The following is an 18,619-nucleotide window of genomic DNA, read 5'->3' on the forward strand; positions in this document are numbered from 1 at the left end:
GCGGGCGCCTAACGAGAAGCGCGACAAGGGAGGACAGAATGAGTCCGACGACGCCCCAGGGTTCGAAAGTCGCCACGGTCCTGCGCGTGACCAGCGGCAACTTTCTTGAAATGTTCGATTTTTTTCTGTTTGGTTTCTACGCAACCTACATTTCAAAGACGTTCTTCCCGGTCGGCAACGAGTTCGCCTCGTTGATGCTGACCTTCATGACCTTCGGCGCCGGCTTCCTCATGCGCCCCCTCGGCGCCGTTCTGCTCGGCGCCTATGTCGACAGCATCGGCCGGCGGAAGGGTCTCATCGTCACCCTCGGCATCATGGCGACGGGCACGATCCTGATCGCCTTCGTGCCGGGCTACGCGTCCATCGGTCTGCTCGCCCCCTTCCTCGTCCTCGTTGGGCGGCTGCTGCAGGGGTTCTCGGCGGGCGTCGAACTCGGCGGCGTGTCGGTCTACCTCGCGGAGATGGCGACGCCCGGCAACAAGGGCTTCTACGTCTCGTGGCAATCGGGCAGCCAGCAGGTCGCGATCATGGTCGCGGCGCTGATCGGCTTCGCCTTGAACAGCGTGCTGACCCCGGCCGACATGAACGCGTGGGGCTGGCGCATCCCGTTCTTCATCGGCTGCGCCATCGTCCCGTTCCTGTTCTACATCCGGCGCTCGCTGGAGGAGACCGAGGAGTTCCTGAAGCGCAAGCACCGGCCGGACATGAAAGAGGTCTTCGGCTCGCTGACGCAGAACTGGTCCATCGTCCTGCTCGGCATGCTGCTCGTCGGCATGACGACGATCTCGTTCTACACGATCACCGTCTACACCCCGACCTTCGGCAAGAGCGTCCTGAAGCTCTCCGACCGGGACAGCCTGCTCGTCACCTTCTGCACGGCCCTGTCGAACCTGTTCTGGCTGCCGGTGATGGGCGCCCTGTCCGACCGGGTCGGACGCCGGCCGATCCTGCTGACCTTCTCCGCCCTCACCGTGCTGACCGCCTATCCGGCGCTGGCGTGGCTGGTGGTGAACGCGAGCTTCGGCAACATGCTCGCCGTGCTGCTGTGGCTGTCGTTCCTCTATGGCAGCTACAACGGCGCGATGGTGGTGGCGCTCACGGAGATCGTGCCCGCGAACGTGCGCACGTCGGGCTTCTCCCTGGCCTATTCGCTGGCGACCGCGCTCCTCGGCGGCTTCACGCCCCTGGTCTCGACCTGGCTGATCGAGACCACCGGCAACAAGGCGGCGCCGGGCATGTGGATGGCCTTCGGCGGGCTCTGTGGCCTCGGCGCGACGCTGGCGATCTACCGGCGCGGCCGGCAGACGCCCCTGCCCGCCGGGCGCATTCAGACCTGAATGACCCGGATGTTGTTGGTGTTGCCCGTGGTGTGGAACGGGATGCCGGCGGCGGTGACGATGATGTCGTGGGGCTTGGCGAAACCCTCGTCCCGCGCATGCCGGCAGGCGGCGGTGGTCATCTCCTCGTAGGAATCGACATCGTCCGTCCGCACGCTGTGGGCCCCCCAGAGCAGGCTCAGGCGGCGCGACGTGTCGAGATCGGGCGTCAGCGCCAGGATCGGCACGGCGGGCCGCTTGCGCGCCACGCGGGCGGCGGTGGTGCCGCTCTTCGTGAAGGCGACGATGGCGGCGGCGTGGACGGCCTCGGCGAGGGTGGCGGTGGCGGTGGCCACGGCGTGGGGCGGGGTCTCCTCCTCCCCCGGCTCCGAGGCGGCGATGATCGAGTGGTAGAGCTTGTGCCGCTCCACGGAGCGGATGATGCGGTCCATCATCCCCACGGCCTCGACGGGGTAGCGCCCCGTCGCCGATTCCGCCGAGAGCATCACCGCGTCGGCGCCGTCATAGATCGCGGTGGCGACGTCGGAGGCCTCCGCGCGGGTCGGCGCCGGGGCGTTCACCATCGAATCGAGCATCTGCGTCGCCACGACGACCGGCTTCACCTGAAGCCGGCAGGCGCGGATCAACTCCTTCTGGCGGCCGGGCACGTCCTCGTGCGGGATCTCGACGCCGAGATCGCCGCGCGCCACCATCACGGCGTCCGACAGGCGGATGATGTCGTCGATCCGCTCCAGGGCCTGGGGCTTCTCGACCTTGGTCATGAGCCCGGCGCGCTCGCCGATGAGGCCCCGCGCCTCGATCACGTCCGAGGGCTTCTGCACGAAGGACAGCGCCACCCAATCGACGCCGAGTTCCAGGCCGAAGGCGAGGTCGGCGCGGTCCTTGGCCGTGAGCGGCGAGACATCGAGCAGCGTGCCGGGCAGGTTCACGCCCTTGCGGTTCGAGATCACCCCCGCCGTGATCACTTCGGCCTCGATGCTGTCGGACTCCAGCCCGACGACGCGCACCCGCACGCGGCCGTCGTCGATGAGAAGGTCCTGCCCCGGCACCACGGCGGCGAAGATCTCCGGGTGGTGCAGCGGGATTGCATCCTTGCCGCCCTCGGCCCCGTCGAGGACGAAACGCACGCGCTCCCCGGCCGCGAGATCGAGGCGCCCGTCCCGCACCGTGCCGACGCGGATCTTCGGCCCCTGCAAATCCTGCAGGATGCCGATGGGCCGCCCGACCTCCTCCTCCAGCGCGCGGATGGCCGCGTGGACCTTGGCGTGGTCGTCCTGCGTGCCGTGGCTGAAGTTCAGCCGGAACGTGTCGACACCCGCCAGGAACAGGGCCTTCAGCATCTCCGGCGAATGGCTCGCCGGCCCGACGGTGGCGACGATCTTGGCGTAGCGGTGTCGGCGCATGGCAACCTCGACAGGAGGGATCGGATCGCGCGGAGAATCGCTCGTCTGTGCGGATGTTCCGCCGGGCGATGATGCCACCGCCCGGCACCGCAGGGAAACTTGCGAGGCCGCCCCTACTCGTTGTCGCCCTGGATCGCGGCGATCACAGCATCCGTCACCTGCCGCGTCGTCGCCTTGCCGCCGAGGTCCGGCGTGTGCAGGCTAGGGTCGGCGGTGACGCGCTCCACCGCGCGCATCAGCCGGTCGGCGGCGGGTGTCTCGCCGAGGTGTTCCAGCATCTGGCAGGCGGTCCAGAAGGTCGCGACCGGGTTGGCGATGCCCTTGCCGGCGATGTCGAAGGCCGAGCCGTGGATCGGCTCGAACATCGAGGGATAGGTCCGCTCCGGGTTGATGTTGGCGGTCGGCGCGATGCCCAGCGAGCCGGCGAGCGCCGCCGCGAGGTCCGACAGGATGTCCGCATGCAGGTTCGTGGCGACGATGGTGTCCAGCGTCTGCGGCTTCATCGTCATGCGCATGGTCATCGCATCGACCAGCATCTTGTCCCACGTCACGTCGGGGTAGCCGGCGGCGACCTCGGCGGCGATCTCGTCCCACATCACCATGGCGTGGCGCTGGGCGTTCGACTTGGTGACGACGGTGAGGAGCTTGCGCGGGCGCGAGCGCGCCAGCTCGAACGCGTAGCGGATGATCCGCTCGACGCCGGAGCGGGTCATCATCGAGACGTCGGTGGCGACCTCGTTCGGATGGCCCTGGTGCACGCGTCCCCCGACGCCGGCATACTCGCCCTCGGAATTCTCGCGCACGATCACCCAATCGAGCTCGGGCCCCGAGACGTGGCGCAGCGGGCTCGTGATGCCGGGCAGGATGCGCGTCGGGCGGACGTTCGCGTATTGGTCGAAGGGCTGGCAGATCGCGAGGCGCAGGCCCCACAGGCTGATGTGATCCGGCACGTCCGGCGCGCCGACCGCGCCGAAGAAGATCGCATCGTGGTGGCGGATCTGGTCCCGGCCATCGGCGGGCATCATCACGCCGTGCTGCTTGTAGTAGTCCGAGCCCCAATCGAAGTGATCAAAGTGGAAGCCGAAGCTGCCGGTCTTCTCGGCCAGCGCGTTCAGCGCTTCGATGCCGGCGGCGATGACTTCGATGCCGATGCCGTCGGCGGGGATGGCGGCGATCCTGTAGGTCTTCATCGTGTGTCTCCGAATGAATTGAGAAGAATCAGCGGGCGACAGCGCCGGCCGGTTCGGGGCGCCGCCCGACCCGGGCGACGACGAGGCTCAGCACCGCCGACAGGACGAGGAGCGCGGCGACGAAGACGAGCCCGCCGGCGAAGCTGCCGGTGCTGTCCTTGATCCAGCCGATCACCCAGGGCCCGACGAAGCCGCCGAGATTGCCGATGGCGTTGATGGTGGCGATGCCGACGGCGGCGGCCGAGCCCGAGAGGAACATCGTCGGCATGGCCCAGAGCGGGGGCTTGGCCGCGCTGATCCCGATGTTAACGAGGCTGAGGGCGGCGATCACCGCGACGACGGAGGAGGCCGCCCCGGCGAGCATCAGCCCCGCCGACGCAACGAGGCAGGCGATGACCACGTGCCATGTGCGCTCCCCCGTCCGGTCGGAATGGCGGGCCCACAGGATCATCGCCACCACGGCGATGGTCGGCGGAATGGCGTTGAGGAAGCCGACTTCCATGGGCGAGAGGCCGAAGCCACGGATGATCTGCGGCGCCCAGATGCCGAGGGTGTAGAGCCCCGCCGAGGTCCCGAAATACACGAGCGCCAGAGCCAGCACGCGCGGATCCGCCATACCGGCGAGGATGCCGTGCTTGGCGACGCTCCCCCGCGCGGCACGCTCGGCCTCCATCTCGGCGACGAGCCATTCGCGCTGGTCGGGGGCGAGCCACGTCGCCTTCTCCGGCCGGTCGGTCAAGTAGAACAGCACGACGACGCCGAGCAGCACGGCGGGCACCGCCTCCACGAGGAACATCCACTGCCAGCCGTGCAGGCCCATCACGCCCTCCAGTTCGAGGAGCGCGCCCGAGAGCGGCGAACCCAGCACCACCGAGATGGGCGCCGCCGCCATGAACAGTGAGACGACCCCTGCCCGGTATCGCGCCGGAAACCAGAAGCTGAGATAGAGGATGATGCCGGGGAAGAACCCCGCCTCGGCCGCGCCGAGCAGGAAGCGCAGGGCGTAGAAGCTGTACTCGCCCTTGATGAAGGCGAAGGCCGCCGAGATCAGCCCCCAGGTGATCATCACCCGCGCGATCCAGATCCGCGCGCCCACCTTGTCGAGGATGATGTTCGACGGCACCTCGAACAAGAAATAGCCGAAGAAGAAGACTCCCGCCCCGAAGCCGAACACGGCCGAGGAGAAGCCGAGATCCTTGTTCATTGTCAACGCCGCGAAGCCGATGTTCACGCGGTCGATGAAGGCGATGAAGTACAGAAGGCATATGAAAGGGATCAGGCGCCACGCGACCCTGCGCATGGTCGCCCGCTCCAGCGAGTGATCCATCGTTTCCTCCGAGTGCGCGATGCGCCGGTCTTTGTGCGCCAGCTTGCATGCAAGATGGAGTTTTCTCGCGCGCAACGGGATGCTCTGTCAATCCTGCATTGCACCTTGCATGGAAGTTGGTACGACATTTCGGACTGCTGGGGGATGAGATGGCGACGAGGCGCAGAACCGCAAAAGCGGTGCCGGTGCAGGAGGTTGATCGCCGTCCCTCGATGGTCGACGACGCCTATGCGGCGATGAAGCGGGCGATCCAGGATTCGAGCTTTGCGCCCGGCTACCAAGCGTCGGAGCAGGAAATTGCCGACCGCCTCGGCATGAGTCGCACCCCCGTCCACGAGGCGGTGATTCGCTTGCAGGAGGAGGGTCTGGTCCGGGTGTTATCGCGAAAGGGCGTGCTGATCTGCGCCCTCGCGCCCGCGGACATGCGCGAGATCTACGACGTGATCGTCGCCATCGAGGGCCGTGCCGCCGAGCTGCTGGCCGCCCTCCCCGCTGCCGACCGCGACGCCGTGGCGGGCGACCTTGCCGCGCACACGGACACGATGGATGCGGCGTGGCATGCGGGGGACCTCCCCGCCTGGGGGCAGGCCGACGCGCTGTTCCACCGGACGCTGGTCGAGCGCGCAGGCAACGGCCGGATGACCCGGATCATCCAGACCATCAACGATCAATCGCACCGGGCACGAATGCTGACGCTGAAGTTGCGTCGTGAACTCGGGGCCTCGGTCGCCGAGCACCGCGCCCTCATCGACGCGATCCACCGGGGCGACCCGGCGGCAGCCCACGACCGCCTGCACGATCACCGGCTCAGGGCGCGGGACGAGTTGCTACCACTGCTGGAAAGCTTCGGCCTGAAGCATCTGTAGCGAAGCTCAGATGCACCGCCCAAGAACAGGGAAGCTCTTGCGGTGATCGGCGAAAGCTTAGGAAGAAGTATGTTGGCGCGCCCGAAAGGATTCGAACCTCTGACCCCCAGATTCGTAGTCTGGTGCTCTATCCAGCTGAGCTACGGGCGCCTAAACCGCGGCAGCGACAGCTGCGCGCCGGGGTTGACGCGCTTCTAGTGGGTCGCGCCGAACTTGGCAAGCGCCGTTTCAAGAATTGTGTCCGGCCTCGCCCCGGTTGACGGCGCTTCCGGCGCGGCCGTAGATCAGCACGCCTGCGCCGGGAAGGGTGGCCGAGTGGTTTAAGGCAGCGGTCTTGAAAACCGCCGTGGGGGCAACTCCACCGTGAGTTCGAATCTCACCCCTTCCGCCAGGCTGTTCTCCTCCTCGTCACGCCGTCCGCGCGCGGGCAGCCATCCGGTGTACGGTCTCGCCGTCGCCCACGCTGCCCTCGCGGCAGATCGGTGCGTCGGGATCCACCACGAAGGCTACGACAAGGGAGGCCTCGGTGGCGCGCAGCGTGACGGCGGCCTCATCCGAGACCAGTCCGGTCTCGGCCTCGCCGAACGTCTCGCCGCCGGCCGTCAAGCAGCCCGTGAACACGAAGAAATACGTGTGCCGGTCCGGCCGCGTCGGCAGCGCCGCCTCCTCCCCGGCCCCGAGGCGGAGGTCGTAGCAGGAGACCGCGTTGCGGACGTGGAACGGCGCATCGCCGCCCTGCGGCCCGAACACCGGCCGCCACGCATTCGGCACGGGGGCCGGCAGGCGGCCGAACTGGATGCCGGGTTCCAGATCGCGGGAATGGGGGCGGACGAAAATCTGCAGCATCCGAAGGGGCGGGTCGTCCTCGCGCGTCCGCTCCTCGTGCTGAAAACCGGATCCGGCGTTCATGACCATCAGGTGATCGCCGTCGATCACCAGATGCTCACCCTGGGGATCGTCGTGGCGCATCACGCCGGCCGGAACCCAGGACACGATCTCGTCCTGCACATGCTCGTGCAGCTTGATGTGCGTGCCCGGCGCCAGAAACGATTCCATGATCGTCGCGAGGGGGCCGAGACCATGGTCGGGATGCCCCGGCAGGAGATGCCCGGGGAAATAGGCCCTGGCGGTGAACCGTCCGGAATCGATGGCGTCCTCGGTGCTACGCGTCGCCTTGCGGATCATCGGTCCCTCGCTCGGTGCTCCGTCGCGGCATGACGGACGCGATCTCAATGTAGGGGCTGGCAGCGTCGCGACGACGACAAGGCGCCGACCAGCCCCTCGATCGCCGAGAGTTCCGCGCCGAGCCGCATGACCAGGGGCGACAGGATTTCCCGGCCGGCATCCGCGTTCACGTGCTCATGAAGCTGAATCAGCAGGTCATGGATCCTGATCCAGTTGTCGTCCAGGTCTGCATTTTGGCCCGCCATGTCGTTCCCCTGGCAGACCACATACAGATCCCTGATCCGCTGGATGATGTCGATCATGTGGGTCACAAACCAATTGTGTCCTTCGCTTTCGTCTAATTCCATAAGCCCTCGGTCTCGCATTTAGGCGGATTTAACCGCCAACTCTATTCTTGACGAGGGAGAACTATTTTTATTCCCATTGAAGGCGTGCGCCGTGTCACGTCATGGCTGCCCTGCGTCTACCGCCTATATTGGCGGCGTCGGGGGGGCAGCGGGCCGCGTCGTCATGCGAAGGCTTGCGGGGGGGGCTTCCGGGCCACAGCGCCGGGAAAAGGTCCGCGCGCCACCACAGGCTCCTTGACCTCCCCGCCGGGGCGACCTTAGCCGGTAGACGCGCTCGCCCTTCAGGCCGCCCTGGGCGGGGGACTCTCGGCGGGGCTCGCCGGGCCGGAGCCGCCGCTCCGCCCGCAGGCCATCGACACCGCCGAGGGCGCCCCGGCCAAGGCTACGTCCTACTGGGCCGCCACCGCCTGGGGCATGTCCCGGTCGCGGGGGCGCGGCTCGCCCCGGAAGCCCTGGCTCCGGGCGCTCGTGGCGCAGATGTCGAGGATTTCGTCCCAGCCGGAGACGAAGGCCGCGACGCAGGCTGGGTCGAAATGCTGGCCGGCTTCGTCTTCGATCAGGCGCAGGGCCTCTTCCGGCGGCATCGCGTCCTTGTAGGGGCGCACGGTGGTCAGGGCGTCGAACACGTCGGCCACCGCCACGATCCGCGCCGCGAGGGGGATGGCGAGCCCGGCGATGCCGCGTGGGTAGCCGGTGCCGTCCCAGCGCTCGTGATGCCCGCCCGCAATCTCGGCGGCGAGGCGGATCAGTCTGGACGGGCTCTCGCCCAGGATACGCTCACCGATGGCGGCGTGGGTGCGCACCGTCGCCATCTCTTCGGCGGTCAGCCGCTCCTTCTTGAGCAGGACGTCGTCGGGGATGGCGACCTTGCCGACATCGTGGAGGGGCGAGGCGAGGTAGATGCGGTGGCACAGGTCGGCATCGAGGCCGAGCGCCTGGGCCATGATCTGGCTGTAGCGGGCGACGCGCCACGTATGGTGACCGGTGTCGTTGTCGCGATATTCCACGGCCAGGGCGAGGCGGAAGATGATTTCCTCCTCGCGCTCGTGGACGTGGCACTCGGCGGTCCGCACTTTCCCGGTGAGTTCCGCCGCCTGATCGTCCAGCCGGCGCATGGCCGCGGCGAGGCGGATCTGGTTGCGCAGGCGCACATGGAATTCCGTGCCGTCCGTCTGCTTGTCGAGGAAGTCCGTGGCCCCCGCTTCGAGGGCCGCGAGCTTGACCCGCTCCGAGGTATCGGAGGTGATCATCACCACCGGCACCTGCGCGTAATGCGGGATCTCGCAGAGGCGACGGATGAATTCCGTGCCGTCCATGCCGGGCATGTGCTGGTCCACCAGCACGAGGTCGAACGCCTGCATCTGCGCCCGGAGAAGGGCCGCGCCGGGATGCGTGAAGGCGGCGACGTTCACGCCGTGCTGCCGCTCCAGCAGGAGCTGGAAGCGCATCAGGACCGTGGAACTGTCGTCGACGAGAAGCGCGTCCATGATCTCAGTCTTCCGGCCGTTTGCGCCGCCCGTCACCGGAGGGGCCGGCGCGTTCGGAAAGCCGATACTGAGCAAGTCTCCACCTCGTCGCGGGTGCATGGGACTTGGCGATCTCTCGCCGTATCGGTCCCGCAATTTCGCCGAGCCGCTTTAAGAAAACATGCGGAATCTATCCTACTTTAGTCAGTGTAATGAGCGGAAACGCGGCATCCGCGAAGGTGCTAAGCGCCTTTGTTTGCCTGCTGCGCGACCTGTCGGGCGACGAGAAGCGACAAACCGAGGTTCAGGAGGGCGACCGCGACCATGACGACGGCCAGCGTTTCGATCCCGAACCATTCCATCGCGTAGCCGCAGGCGAGCGGCGTCGCCGCCTGCCCGAGGAGCGGCGGCCGCGCGAGCCGGCCGATCAACGCCGCGTATTCGGCCTGTCCGTAGAGGGCCAGGGGCAGCGTCCCCCGGACCACGGTGCGCATCCCGTTGCCGGCGCCATAGAGCAGGATCGCGAGCCACGCGAAGCCGGGCGCCACGACGAGGAGGAACAGCCCGAGGGCGACGCTCCCCGCCGAGATCAAGAGCAGGTGGATCGGGTGAGCGCGCTGGCCGAAGGCGAGTTCGAGCACGCGGGCGCCGACCTGAGACGGACCGATGAGGGCCGCGAGCGCCACGGCGGAGGCGGCCGGGATGCCGTGGGATTGCAGGAGCAGCAGCAGTTCCACCGACACCGCCGTCATCAGGATGGCGGCGGTGGTGAAGGTGAGCGCCAGGATCCCCTCCCCCGGCAAGCGTGGCGCCTTGATGCCGGGCGCGACGGCGATCCGTGCCGGCGCGGCGACCTTCCCGCCCGGCAGCGCGAGGGCGAAGATCGGCGCCACCACGAAGGCCGCGAGGGCCGCGTAGGCAAGGCAGGCGCCCCGCCAGCCGACATGCGCCACGAGGAAGCTCGACGCCGGCCAGCACAGGGTGATGGCGAAGCCGGAGGCGATGGCGATCTGGGTCATCGCGCCCCGTGCGGAGGCGCCATAGGCCTGCCCGATCGCCGCGAAGAGCGGGTCGTAGAGTGCGCCCGCCATGCCGACGCCCATCACCGCCCAGGCGGCGAGGAAGACGGGCAGGCTCCCGGCCATCGCCATCAGCACGAGGCCGGCGGCCATGATGAGGGTGCCGGCGACGAGGACCGGGCGGCCCCCGACCCGCCGGATCTGCCGGCCGACCCACGGCGAGAGCAGGCCGGAGATGAGGATGGCCAGCGAGAGGGCGCCGATCACCGCTCCCTGCGGCCACCCGGTCGAATCCACCACCGGCGCGACGATCACCGCGACGAGGAAGAACGAGCCGCCCCACAGGATGATCTGCGTCAGGCCGAGGGCGGCGTTCCCGAGGGTGCTCGGCGCGCGGCGCGGCGGATCGGGGATGGGGGCCGGGGACGCGGACATGGGAACGGCACGGTGAGCGGGGGGCCGGAGGGTCCGGCCGGCCCGCCCCGGCTAGATCGCCCCGGCCGATCCGACAAGGCTCTCGCGGCGGAACTCGCTCGGCGAGCGGCCGAACTGCGCGCGGAAGCGGCGCGAGAAATGGGCTTGGTTCGAGAAGCCGCAATCGTAGGCCAGGGTCCCGATGGGGATATGGGCGCAGGCCGGGTCGGCGAGCCGCTTGGCCGCGCTGTCGAGGCGCCGGTCCCAGATCCACTCGGAGACGCAGCGCTCCCGCCCCTGGAACACCTCCTGCAGCCGCCGGAGGGAAACGCCGATCCCGGCGGCGACGGCGGCGGGGTCGAGGTTCGGATCGCCGTAGCGGCTTACGATGAAGGCCTTCGCCCGCTGCACGAGCACGTCGCCCTGGAGGGGCTTCGGCGTCTCCCGCGCCAAGCCCTCGGCGAGGCTGGCCGCAATCAGGTCGATGCCGATCGAGGCCATGCGCTCGGCCATGTCCGGCGTCAGCGTCGCGTGGACCCGCACCAGTTCCTCGATGAAGGTCCGCACCAGGGATGCCCCCGGCAGGGCACCGTCCACGGTCATGGCGGTGTAGAGCCGGGCCGAGCCCAGCGCGCCTTCGAGGCGCCGCCGGGGCACTTCGAGGAGGTAGGAGCAACTTCCGACGCTCGAATGCAGCACGGTCGGGCGGCGCTCGATTACCACGAGGTCGCCGGGCCGCTGGACCGCGTGGCGCCCGTCCTGCGTGACGCTCGAAACGCCTTCGAGCTTGATCGCCACCGAGAGTGTGTCGTGCTTGGCGTGCCGCCGGATCGTGTCCGGTGTCGCCTCCGTCCGCAGCGCGCCCTGCGTGATCCGCGAGATCGCGAGGGGGCCGACGTCGGCGGCTTCAATGATGCCGATGAAAGGTTCATCACCTAATTGTGACTGGTCTACCGGCACTAGCCGATCGTGGATGATTTCACTCCACCGGTCGAACTTCCTTCTTTCTGCAATTCCATCGGTCGAGAACACCGTTCGCATCGATACATCTGTCCCGAATCGGCCTACCGCGCGGTAAGACAAACGATACCGCGCTTACAGGCAAGCGCGATGCGTGCCGATTCATACAGTCGTGGGTAGTGAACCGCAGCCCTTCATCGCCGGCCGGGCAAACCCGCTCGACCGGTTTCGGAGGCTGTCAAAAGCCCATGGCAGACCCATGACGACCGACGACACCGCCATCGCCTCCATCGGCCGTACGGCCGAAATGGTCGCTGCCTATGTGAGCAACAACGCCGTCCGCCCGGGCGACTTGCCCGCCCTCATCGCCACGATGCACGAGGCGGTTCGCGCCCTGCACGCGCCGCGCCCGGCGGAGCCGAAGCCGGGACGCGAGAAGGTGTCCGCCTCGGAGATTCGCCAGTCGATCCAGGCGGCGGGCCTCGTGAGCTTCCTCGACGGCCGGACCTACAAGACCCTGAAGCGCCACCTGACGAAGCACGGCTTCACGCCGGACAGCTACCGCGAGCGGTTCTCGCTGCCGCCGGATTATCCGATGGTCGCCCCGAGCTACGCGCAGCGCCGCTCGACGCTCGCCAAGGAACTCGGCTTCGGCCGCGCCGGCAAGAAGTAGCGGCGGGCGTCAGCTCGTCCGGCGGGCCGTCCAGCGGCCCGAGCAGGACGCGAGGCCGCTGAGCGTCCAGCGCCCGCTGCCGGCCTTGCCCTTCAGCCTGCCGCTCACCGTCACCACCGCGAGGCCCTTGCGGATGGTGCCGGTGATGCCGCCATCGGCTCCCGCCCGACCGCTCGCATCGACGTCGTTGCCGCCGACGTCGTCCACCTGCCCATCGCGGATCACGATCGGGTAGTTGTACGGTCCCGTGCAGGACGACTCGCTGCTCGTCGCGACGACGGACCACGCGCCGTCGAAACGTCCCGCTGCCTCCGCAGGGAGGGTGGCGGTGGCGAAGAATGCGAGCGGCGCGAGAGCCGCGAGCCGAATGATTGTCATGATCTCCTCATAGCGATCCGCGTCGCTACAACGCGGCACGGCGGGAAAGGCAACGGGCCGGGCGCACACCCGGAGCGGCTCAAGCGCCCGGCTCCGCGGCCGTGCCGAGCCCTGAAGGGGTCGAAGGCCCGGCACAACCTCTTGAACTGTGTTGGACGCCATGTGGGTACGTTTTGGCGTCTCGCCTGAGACAGATCTACCGGTACGAGACGAATTTCGCCCCAGCGATTTCGGGCCAGTACGGAATCACACCTGTCCGAGATCTTGCGAAAGACGATCGCGGGCGCGGCTGACCCGGCTCTTCACGGTGCCGGGCGGGCATCCGATGATCGCGGCGGCCGCCTCGTAGGTCAGCCCTTCCACCGCCACCAGCGTCAGCGCCTCGCGATGGGCGGCATCGAGCCGGTCGAGGGCCAGTTGCAGATCGCGCAGGCCGATCGTGTGTTCCTGCGCTGCCGGCTCGGACAACGTGCCCGCATGGGCGCCGTCCGGGTCTGCCACCTCGCGCCAGTATTTGCGCCGGCCGTTGATGTGGCCGTTGCGCAGGATCGTAAAAAGCCACGCCACGAGATTGCTGCCCGGCTCGAACCGGTCGCGGAACTCCCATGCCTTGAGCAGCGTGAGTTGCACGAGGTCGTCCGCCTCGATCGCATCGTGGGTGAGCGAGATGGCGTAGCGGCGCAGGCGCGGCACCATCGCGATCAGGTCGTCGCGGAACGCCGTCGGGATGCGGCCGCCATCGGCCTTGAGCAGAACTTCGGTGAGCCGCCCCAGAACTCGCCCTAGGCGCGAATCTGGTTCGACCGCCACAACCTGTGGGTAGTATTCACGGAGGCGGCGACCCAACTGCGCGTTGACGAACGCTAGCACGTCGTCCGATGCGGACACCGAATCGTGATCTTCGACTGCTGGCTGCAAGGATGCACCGCTCGTTGTGTCGAGGGACAGCCGCCTGCACCGCTACAGTGCGGGAGTGGCCGGGAGACGACTTATTTTTGATCGCTCTTCCCGCCGTCAATGATACGACGATACCAGTGAACAAGCACATTTTAATGGAACCGGGTCTTGCGCAACCCGTTTTTGCCCGGCTGCCGCGATGGCAGTCGGTAGCGAAGAAGGGCGTGGCGAACCGTGACGTCGGGCGTCGACAGGCATGAACTTCGGCAGATCATCGCCGGCCTCAGCGAGGGCGTGATCCTGGTCGAGCCCGATCAGACCATCGCCTATGCCAACGAGGCCGCACTCGCGATGCACGGCGCCGAGAGCCTGGACGAACTCGGCGAGACCATCGACGCCTACCGCGAGAAATTCGCCTTACGGTACCGCAACAAGCGGGCCCCCGAGAGCTACCCGATCGAGCGGGTCGTGGCCGGCGAGCGATTCCACGACGTGATCGTGGAGGTGACGCGGACGGACAAGCCCGACCTCGATTTCGTGCACTCACTGCGCAGCCTCGTGGCCACCGATCACGAGGGCAAGCCAAGTTGCCTCGCGCTGATCCTGAAGGACGTCACCGATCAGTTCGAGGCTGAGGACCGGTTCGAAAAGACGTTCGCCGCCAATCCGGCACCCGCCGTGATCACGCGGTTGTCAGATCTGCGTCACGTGAAGGTGAACCACGGTTTTCTGGAAATGACCGGGCACACCCGCGAAGATGTGATCGGACGGAGCGTCTACGAAGTCGATGTCCTGGCGGGCGCCCGCAACCGTGACCTCGCCGTCTCGCGCCTCAACGAGGGCGTCACGGTCCCGCAGATGGAGGCGTGCCTCGATCTGCCCGATGGGGGCAACCGCTTCGTCATCGTCGCCGGCCAGCCCATCGAGATGGGCGACGAGCCGTGCATGCTCTTCACCTTCGCCGACCTCGAACTGCGCCGGAAGGCGGAGACGGCGCTCCGCCAGAGCGAGGAGCGCTTCGCCAAGGCATTCCGCCTCACGCCGGTCCCGACGGTGCTGGCGCGAGCGAACGACCTGCAGGTCACGAGCATCAACGAAGCGTTCAGCCGGGTGTTCGGCTTAGGCGAGGACCGGATGCTCGGCCGGACACTCGTCGAGACCGGGCTTTGGGTGAACGACACCCAGCGCGTGAATTTCGAAACCGCCCTCGAACGCCAGGGTTACGTCCTGGGCGTCGAGGTCTGCATGCACCATGAGACCGGGCACAATCTCGATTGCCTCGTCTCGGCCGAGCGGGTCGAGATCAACGACACGACGTTCGTGCTGCTGGTGATGCAGGACATCACCGACCGGAAGCACACGGAGCGAGAGCTGTTCGAGGCCATCGAGACGGTGATGGCCGATACCTCTTGGTTCAGCCGGGGGCTCATCGAGAAGCTTGCCAACCTGCGGCGACCGAGCCGGCCGGATTTCGATCCCTCCGTTCCCGACCTCACGGCGCGGGAGCGGCAGATCCTCAACCTCATCTGCTCGGGCCTGGATGACGGGGCGATTGCCCGCAAGCTCGGCCTGTCCCGCAACACCGTGCGCAATCACGGTGCCGCCCTTTATCGCAAGCTCGGCGTCCACAAGCGCACCGAGGCCGTGGTCTGGGGCCGCGAGAACGGTTTCCCCGTCCATCTCTCCGGTACGTGAATTTCAGCATACCGGTAGTTTTCTACCATCGAACCGCGGGGCTCAACGATCATCTGCCCCGTGGCTCGGCCGCGTCGCGAGAGATCGCCGCGCGGTTCGAAAAAGTCACAAGTTTGTCTTTGGCACGGCGCCACGAATGCCGGGCGTCAAAGGCCGGACACCCGACACAACAAGGAGATCGACATGGTGGATACGGATCGGCTCACCGGCGCTGCGAAGGAACTCGGCGGCAAGGTGCAGGGTGCCCTCGGCGACGTCACCGGCTCTCACCGCGATTCCGCCGAGGGCCGCCTGCGCGAGGCCGGCGGTCGGGCCGAAAACCTCTACGGCCAGGCCAAGGACACCGCTCGCGACTTCGCCGACGATGCCTACGAGTACGCCGAGGACGCCTACGAGCGTGGCGGCCACTACCTGCGCCGGGGCTCCCGCGAAGTGGGCCATCAGGTCGCCGAGTACCCCCTCGCCTCGCTGCTGATCGCGGGTGCCGTCGGCTTCGGCCTGGGCCTGCTCGTCAACGCGACCCGCGACTGATCCCGATTCCCGACCCCACGAACGACCCGGAGTGACAGCGTGACCACACAGACGAGCGTTTCCCCCCTCGGCACGGAGGCCCACGCGGATACGCATGCCGTCCTCCTCAACCAAGTGTCCTGGGGCGCCATCTTCGCCGGCGCCACCATCGCCTTGGTGTCTCAGGCCGTCATCAACCTGATCGGCGTCGGGGTGGGTCTCGCCAGCGTCGGAGTCAACGCCACGGACAACCCGGCCGCCTCGACCGTCTCGGCCGGCGCCGGCATCTGGTTCGTGGTGTCGGGCATCATCGCCTCGCTGATCGGCGGCCTGATCGCCGGTCGGCTCTCCGGCAAGACGCTGCCGGGCACCGCTGCCCTGCACGGCCTCGTCTCCTGGGCGGTGACGACCCTCGTCGTCCTGTACCTCCTCACCTCCGCCGCCAGCGGCCTCGTCGGCGGCACCCTGAGCACCGTCTCGGGCGCGCTGGGCGGCGCGGGCAACCTCGTCGGCGGCACCGTCCAGACCGCCGCGCAGGCTGCCGCGCCCTCGCTGTCGAAGATCTCCAACCCGATCGACGGCATCGAGCAGACGGTCCGCCAGCAGGCCGCCGGCCAGGATCCGCAGGCCGCCAAGGACGCCGCCGTGGCGGCCGTGCGCGCCGTGCTGACCGGTGATCCGGCCCAGAAGGAGCAGGCCAAGAACCGCGCCGCCGACGCGCTGGCCAAGGCGAAGGGCATCTCCCCCGATCAGGCCAAGGCCCAGATCAACGACTACGAGAAGCAGTACGATCAGGCCGTCGCCACCGCCAAGCAGAAGGCCGAGGCCGCTGCCGTCACGGCGAAGTCGGCCGCCACGCAGGGCGCCTTCTACGCCGCCATCGCCCTGGTCCTCGGCGCGCTGGCCGCGTTCCTCGGCGGCCGCCTCGGCGCCCCGAAGCCGGCGACGCTGGTTTCGACCTACGACGCCCGCCGCGTCTGAACCCCTTCCACCGGCCCCCGCCCCAGGGCGGGGGTCATCCCCCGGCCGGAACCTCCGGCCTTCCCCACCAAGCAGGAGCGCACACGATGAGCAGCACCACCGACAAGCTCAAGGGTTTGGCCAACGAGGCCGTCGGCAACGTCAAGCAGGGCGTGGGCAACGTGACCGGCAACGACAAGCTCGTGGCCGAGGGCAAGGCGCAGGAGCTGAAGGGCGAGACCCAGAAGACCGTCGGCGACGCCAAGGACGGCGCTAAGAACATCGCCGACAAGATCACCGGCCGCTGAGCGTTCGGACAGGCGGCGGGGCCCATCGGCTCCGCCGCACCGTCATTCTTCCACGGCGAAGGAGCATAGGATGAGCAAGGGATATCCCTCGATGACCGCTCTGCTGGGCCTCTTGGCCGTGGCGGGCTTCCAGAACCGCGACAAGATCGCGGAATGGCTCGGCCATCATTCGACCGAGCCGCAGCGCCAAGTGCCGCCCCCGGTGCGCGACTCCCATGCCCCGTCCAACCTGTCGAGCATCCTCGGCGGCGTGGGGTCGGCGGGCGTCGGCGGACTGATCGCCAGCGGCCTCAGCGAACTGGTGGACCATTTCACTAAGGGTGGCCACGGCGAGGCCGCCAATTCCTGGGTCAACCACGGCCCGAACCGCGACATCCCCGAAGCGGAACTGGAGCGCGTCATCGGCCCGGAGACGCTGGATCATCTGACCCGTCAGACCGGCCTGAGCCGCGCCGCACTGCTCTCGCGCCTCTCGCGGGAACTGCCCTCGGCCATCGACCGCTATTCGCCGGATGGCCGCCTGCCGGTTTGACCGGCCGCTACTTCGCCAAGGCGCGCGCGACGGCCAACACCTGCCGTCGCGCGGTCTCGTCGGGCAGACGTTCCCACAACTTGAGTAACTCGACGCCGGACGGTGGACACGCTGCATCCCGTTCGCCCGCGAAATCGCTGATCGTGCAGCCAAGCACGTCCGCGATCTTCTGAAGTGTTCTGATCGGCGGAGGTTCGGCTAGTGTGCTGCTCTCTGGGCTTGCCACGGCCTAACCTTCCGGTAACCTCGTCTGCGAATAATATACCGACTTGGCGTCACCACAAAGTTATGCGTTGTCACTGGTACAATAGTACCTGTTCCGGTTCGAACGAACCGGCGCGGCGATTGCGCCGCACTGGGCTCACAACGGTCGCATTTCGGCGCTAGCGGTTGCATCCGTCACGACTGGCCAGATGGCAGGACGGTAGCCTTCGATCGGTTCGCCAATCATCCCCACCGGTTGCGTCTGCGATGATGCATGGAGCGAAAATTGCACCGATCCCTACCGAAGTGTTAAAGCCAAGCTCAGTAGTTTTCCGCCGCAAGGGGCACCCGCGCAAAGCCATGAGAATGACGCTTATCGCCGTCGCCGGTCTTGCCCTGGCGACCGGAGGCTGTTCGCTGCGCTCGCCGACAGGCTCCAGCACCTACAGTTCCCTTCAGCCGGATGTGACCGCCGCGACCGTGGCCACACCCGAGGCGGCGCGGGTCGCCGCGCTCCCTCCCGATTTCGAAGAAGTCCCCGCCCGGATGCCGGGCGATCCCACGCGGTCGATCCCCGAGGGCGCCGCCGCGCATGTGAACCCGCTATCCGCGCTGAGCGAATCGGCCCGGGCACGCGATCACTGGGAGAAGCTGAAGCCCGGCACGGCAAGGGCGAATGTGCCGGCCTTCGGTGCCGGTACGAAGGACGCCGGGGGGCCGAGCACCCCCGCCGCCGCCTCGGCCGCAGGGCCGGCAACGGGCGCGAACTATGACCGCGAGGCCGCCATGCAGAACCTAATCAACGGTGGCAAGTCCGCGGGCTCGCCGATCTGCAAAGGCTGCTGAACGGGAAGCACTGGCAAGTGGAGTTGCGTCTCTTGCTGATGTCGCCACGCACGCTCCTGCATAATAAATCCAACTTGAGTTGTGCGGCGCTCTGACACATCA

General features: G+C 67.8%; 19 protein-coding genes and 2 tRNA genes. 10 read left to right on the forward strand and 11 right to left on the reverse strand.

Annotated elements, in window-relative coordinates; all coding sequences use genetic code 11:
* The first annotated feature begins 38 nt into the window (after window positions 1–38).
* Complete coding sequence (gene tcuC, locus AAHF99_RS04895) at window positions 39–1,337, forward strand: MFS transporter (RefSeq protein WP_342162913.1); 1,299 nt, start codon at window positions 39–41, stop codon at window positions 1,335–1,337.
* Here tcuC and pyk read toward each other — a convergent pair.
* The 3 genes from pyk to AAHF99_RS04910 form a co-directional block, all read right to left on the reverse strand.
* A complete protein-coding gene (gene pyk / locus AAHF99_RS04900; RefSeq protein ID WP_342162914.1) occupies window positions 1,328–2,740 on the reverse strand; it encodes a pyruvate kinase in 1,413 nt (470 codons plus the stop codon). The genes tcuC and pyk overlap by 10 nt on opposite strands.
* A 113-nt stretch (window positions 2,741–2,853) precedes the next feature.
* The gene (locus AAHF99_RS04905; protein ID WP_342162915.1) at window positions 2,854–3,930 is read right to left on the reverse strand and encodes a tartrate dehydrogenase; all 1,077 of its coding nucleotides are present in this window, start codon (window positions 3,928–3,930) and stop codon (window positions 2,854–2,856) included.
* A 28-nt stretch (window positions 3,931–3,958) separates the two neighbouring features.
* Window positions 3,959–5,257, reverse strand: a complete 1,299-nt coding sequence (locus tag AAHF99_RS04910; RefSeq protein WP_342162916.1) for an MFS transporter — start codon at window positions 5,255–5,257, stop codon at window positions 3,959–3,961.
* Between the two features lie 149 nt (window positions 5,258–5,406).
* On the opposite strand from AAHF99_RS04910, the gene AAHF99_RS04915 reads away from it, so the two are divergent.
* The gene (locus AAHF99_RS04915; RefSeq protein WP_342162917.1) at window positions 5,407–6,123 is read left to right on the forward strand and encodes a GntR family transcriptional regulator; all 717 of its coding nucleotides are present in this window, start codon (window positions 5,407–5,409) and stop codon (window positions 6,121–6,123) included.
* 73 nt (window positions 6,124–6,196) lie between these two features.
* Here AAHF99_RS04915 and AAHF99_RS04920 read toward each other — a convergent pair.
* A tRNA-Arg gene (locus AAHF99_RS04920) sits at window positions 6,197–6,273 on the reverse strand.
* Window positions 6,274–6,424: 151 nt separating this feature from the next.
* On the opposite strand from AAHF99_RS04920, the gene AAHF99_RS04925 reads away from it, so the two are divergent.
* Window positions 6,425–6,514 (forward strand) — tRNA-Ser (locus AAHF99_RS04925).
* A gap of 17 nt (window positions 6,515–6,531) precedes the next feature.
* On the opposite strand, the gene AAHF99_RS04930 is transcribed toward AAHF99_RS04925, so the two are convergent.
* The 5 genes from AAHF99_RS04930 to AAHF99_RS04950 form a co-directional block, all read right to left on the reverse strand.
* Window positions 6,532–7,308: a pirin family protein gene (locus tag AAHF99_RS04930; protein ID WP_342162918.1), complete on the reverse strand. Its 777-nt coding sequence runs from the start codon at window positions 7,306–7,308 to the stop codon at window positions 6,532–6,534.
* Window positions 7,309–7,352: 44 nt separating this feature from the next.
* On the reverse strand, window positions 7,353–7,610 hold the full coding sequence (locus AAHF99_RS04935) for a hypothetical protein (RefSeq protein ID WP_342162920.1): 258 nt from the start codon (window positions 7,608–7,610) through the stop codon (window positions 7,353–7,355).
* Window positions 7,611–8,044: 434 nt separating this feature from the next.
* On the reverse strand, window positions 8,045–9,142 hold the full coding sequence (locus AAHF99_RS04940) for an HD-GYP domain-containing protein (RefSeq protein ID WP_342162921.1): 1,098 nt from the start codon (window positions 9,140–9,142) through the stop codon (window positions 8,045–8,047).
* Between the two features lie 221 nt (window positions 9,143–9,363).
* The gene (locus tag AAHF99_RS04945; RefSeq protein WP_342162922.1) at window positions 9,364–10,575 is read right to left on the reverse strand and encodes an MFS transporter; all 1,212 of its coding nucleotides are present in this window, start codon (window positions 10,573–10,575) and stop codon (window positions 9,364–9,366) included.
* A 51-nt stretch (window positions 10,576–10,626) separates the two neighbouring features.
* A complete protein-coding gene (locus tag AAHF99_RS04950; RefSeq protein ID WP_342162923.1) occupies window positions 10,627–11,595 on the reverse strand; it encodes a helix-turn-helix domain-containing protein in 969 nt (322 codons plus the stop codon).
* Window positions 11,596–11,773: 178 nt separating this feature from the next.
* Here AAHF99_RS04950 and AAHF99_RS04955 point away from each other — a divergent pair, with 178 nt between their 5' ends.
* The gene (locus tag AAHF99_RS04955) at window positions 11,774–12,187 is read left to right on the forward strand and encodes a Ros/MucR family transcriptional regulator (protein WP_342162924.1); all 414 of its coding nucleotides are present in this window, start codon (window positions 11,774–11,776) and stop codon (window positions 12,185–12,187) included.
* Between the two features lie 9 nt (window positions 12,188–12,196).
* Here AAHF99_RS04955 and AAHF99_RS04960 read toward each other — a convergent pair whose 3' ends face one another.
* Together AAHF99_RS04960 and AAHF99_RS04965 are read right to left on the reverse strand one after the other, a co-directional pair.
* Window positions 12,197–12,565: a hypothetical protein gene (locus AAHF99_RS04960; protein ID WP_342162925.1), complete on the reverse strand. Its 369-nt coding sequence runs from the start codon at window positions 12,563–12,565 to the stop codon at window positions 12,197–12,199.
* 246 nt (window positions 12,566–12,811) lie between these two features.
* Window positions 12,812–13,453, reverse strand: coding sequence for a sigma-70 family RNA polymerase sigma factor (locus AAHF99_RS04965; protein ID WP_342162926.1), 642 nt, complete (start codon window positions 13,451–13,453; stop codon window positions 12,812–12,814).
* A gap of 243 nt (window positions 13,454–13,696) precedes the next feature.
* Here AAHF99_RS04965 and AAHF99_RS04970 point away from each other — a divergent pair, with 243 nt between their 5' ends.
* The 6 genes from AAHF99_RS04970 to AAHF99_RS04995 all read left to right on the forward strand — a co-directional run bounded on the left by AAHF99_RS04970 (window position 13,697) and on the right by AAHF99_RS04995 (window position 18,517).
* A complete protein-coding gene (locus tag AAHF99_RS04970; protein WP_342162927.1) occupies window positions 13,697–15,157 on the forward strand; it encodes a helix-turn-helix transcriptional regulator in 1,461 nt (486 codons plus the stop codon).
* A gap of 183 nt (window positions 15,158–15,340) precedes the next feature.
* The gene (locus AAHF99_RS04975) at window positions 15,341–15,688 is read left to right on the forward strand and encodes a CsbD family protein (RefSeq protein WP_342162928.1); all 348 of its coding nucleotides are present in this window, start codon (window positions 15,341–15,343) and stop codon (window positions 15,686–15,688) included.
* Window positions 15,689–15,727: 39 nt separating this feature from the next.
* Window positions 15,728–16,648 (forward strand): PhnA-like protein, encoded by a 921-nt coding sequence (locus tag AAHF99_RS04980; RefSeq protein WP_342162929.1) that lies wholly within the window; start codon window positions 15,728–15,730, stop codon window positions 16,646–16,648.
* 86 nt (window positions 16,649–16,734) lie between these two features.
* The gene (locus tag AAHF99_RS04985) at window positions 16,735–16,935 is read left to right on the forward strand and encodes a CsbD family protein (protein WP_342162930.1); all 201 of its coding nucleotides are present in this window, start codon (window positions 16,735–16,737) and stop codon (window positions 16,933–16,935) included.
* Window positions 16,936–17,005: 70 nt separating this feature from the next.
* Window positions 17,006–17,467: a YidB family protein gene (locus tag AAHF99_RS04990; RefSeq protein WP_342162931.1), complete on the forward strand. Its 462-nt coding sequence runs from the start codon at window positions 17,006–17,008 to the stop codon at window positions 17,465–17,467.
* 570 nt (window positions 17,468–18,037) lie between these two features.
* A complete protein-coding gene (locus AAHF99_RS04995; protein ID WP_342162932.1) occupies window positions 18,038–18,517 on the forward strand; it encodes a hypothetical protein in 480 nt (159 codons plus the stop codon).
* Window positions 18,518–18,619 lie beyond the last annotated feature (102 nt).

Origin of the sequence: Methylobacterium litchii, from assembly GCF_038442315.1 — a bacterium.
GTDB classification, from domain to species: domain Bacteria; phylum Pseudomonadota; class Alphaproteobacteria; order Rhizobiales; family Beijerinckiaceae; genus Methylobacterium; species Methylobacterium litchii.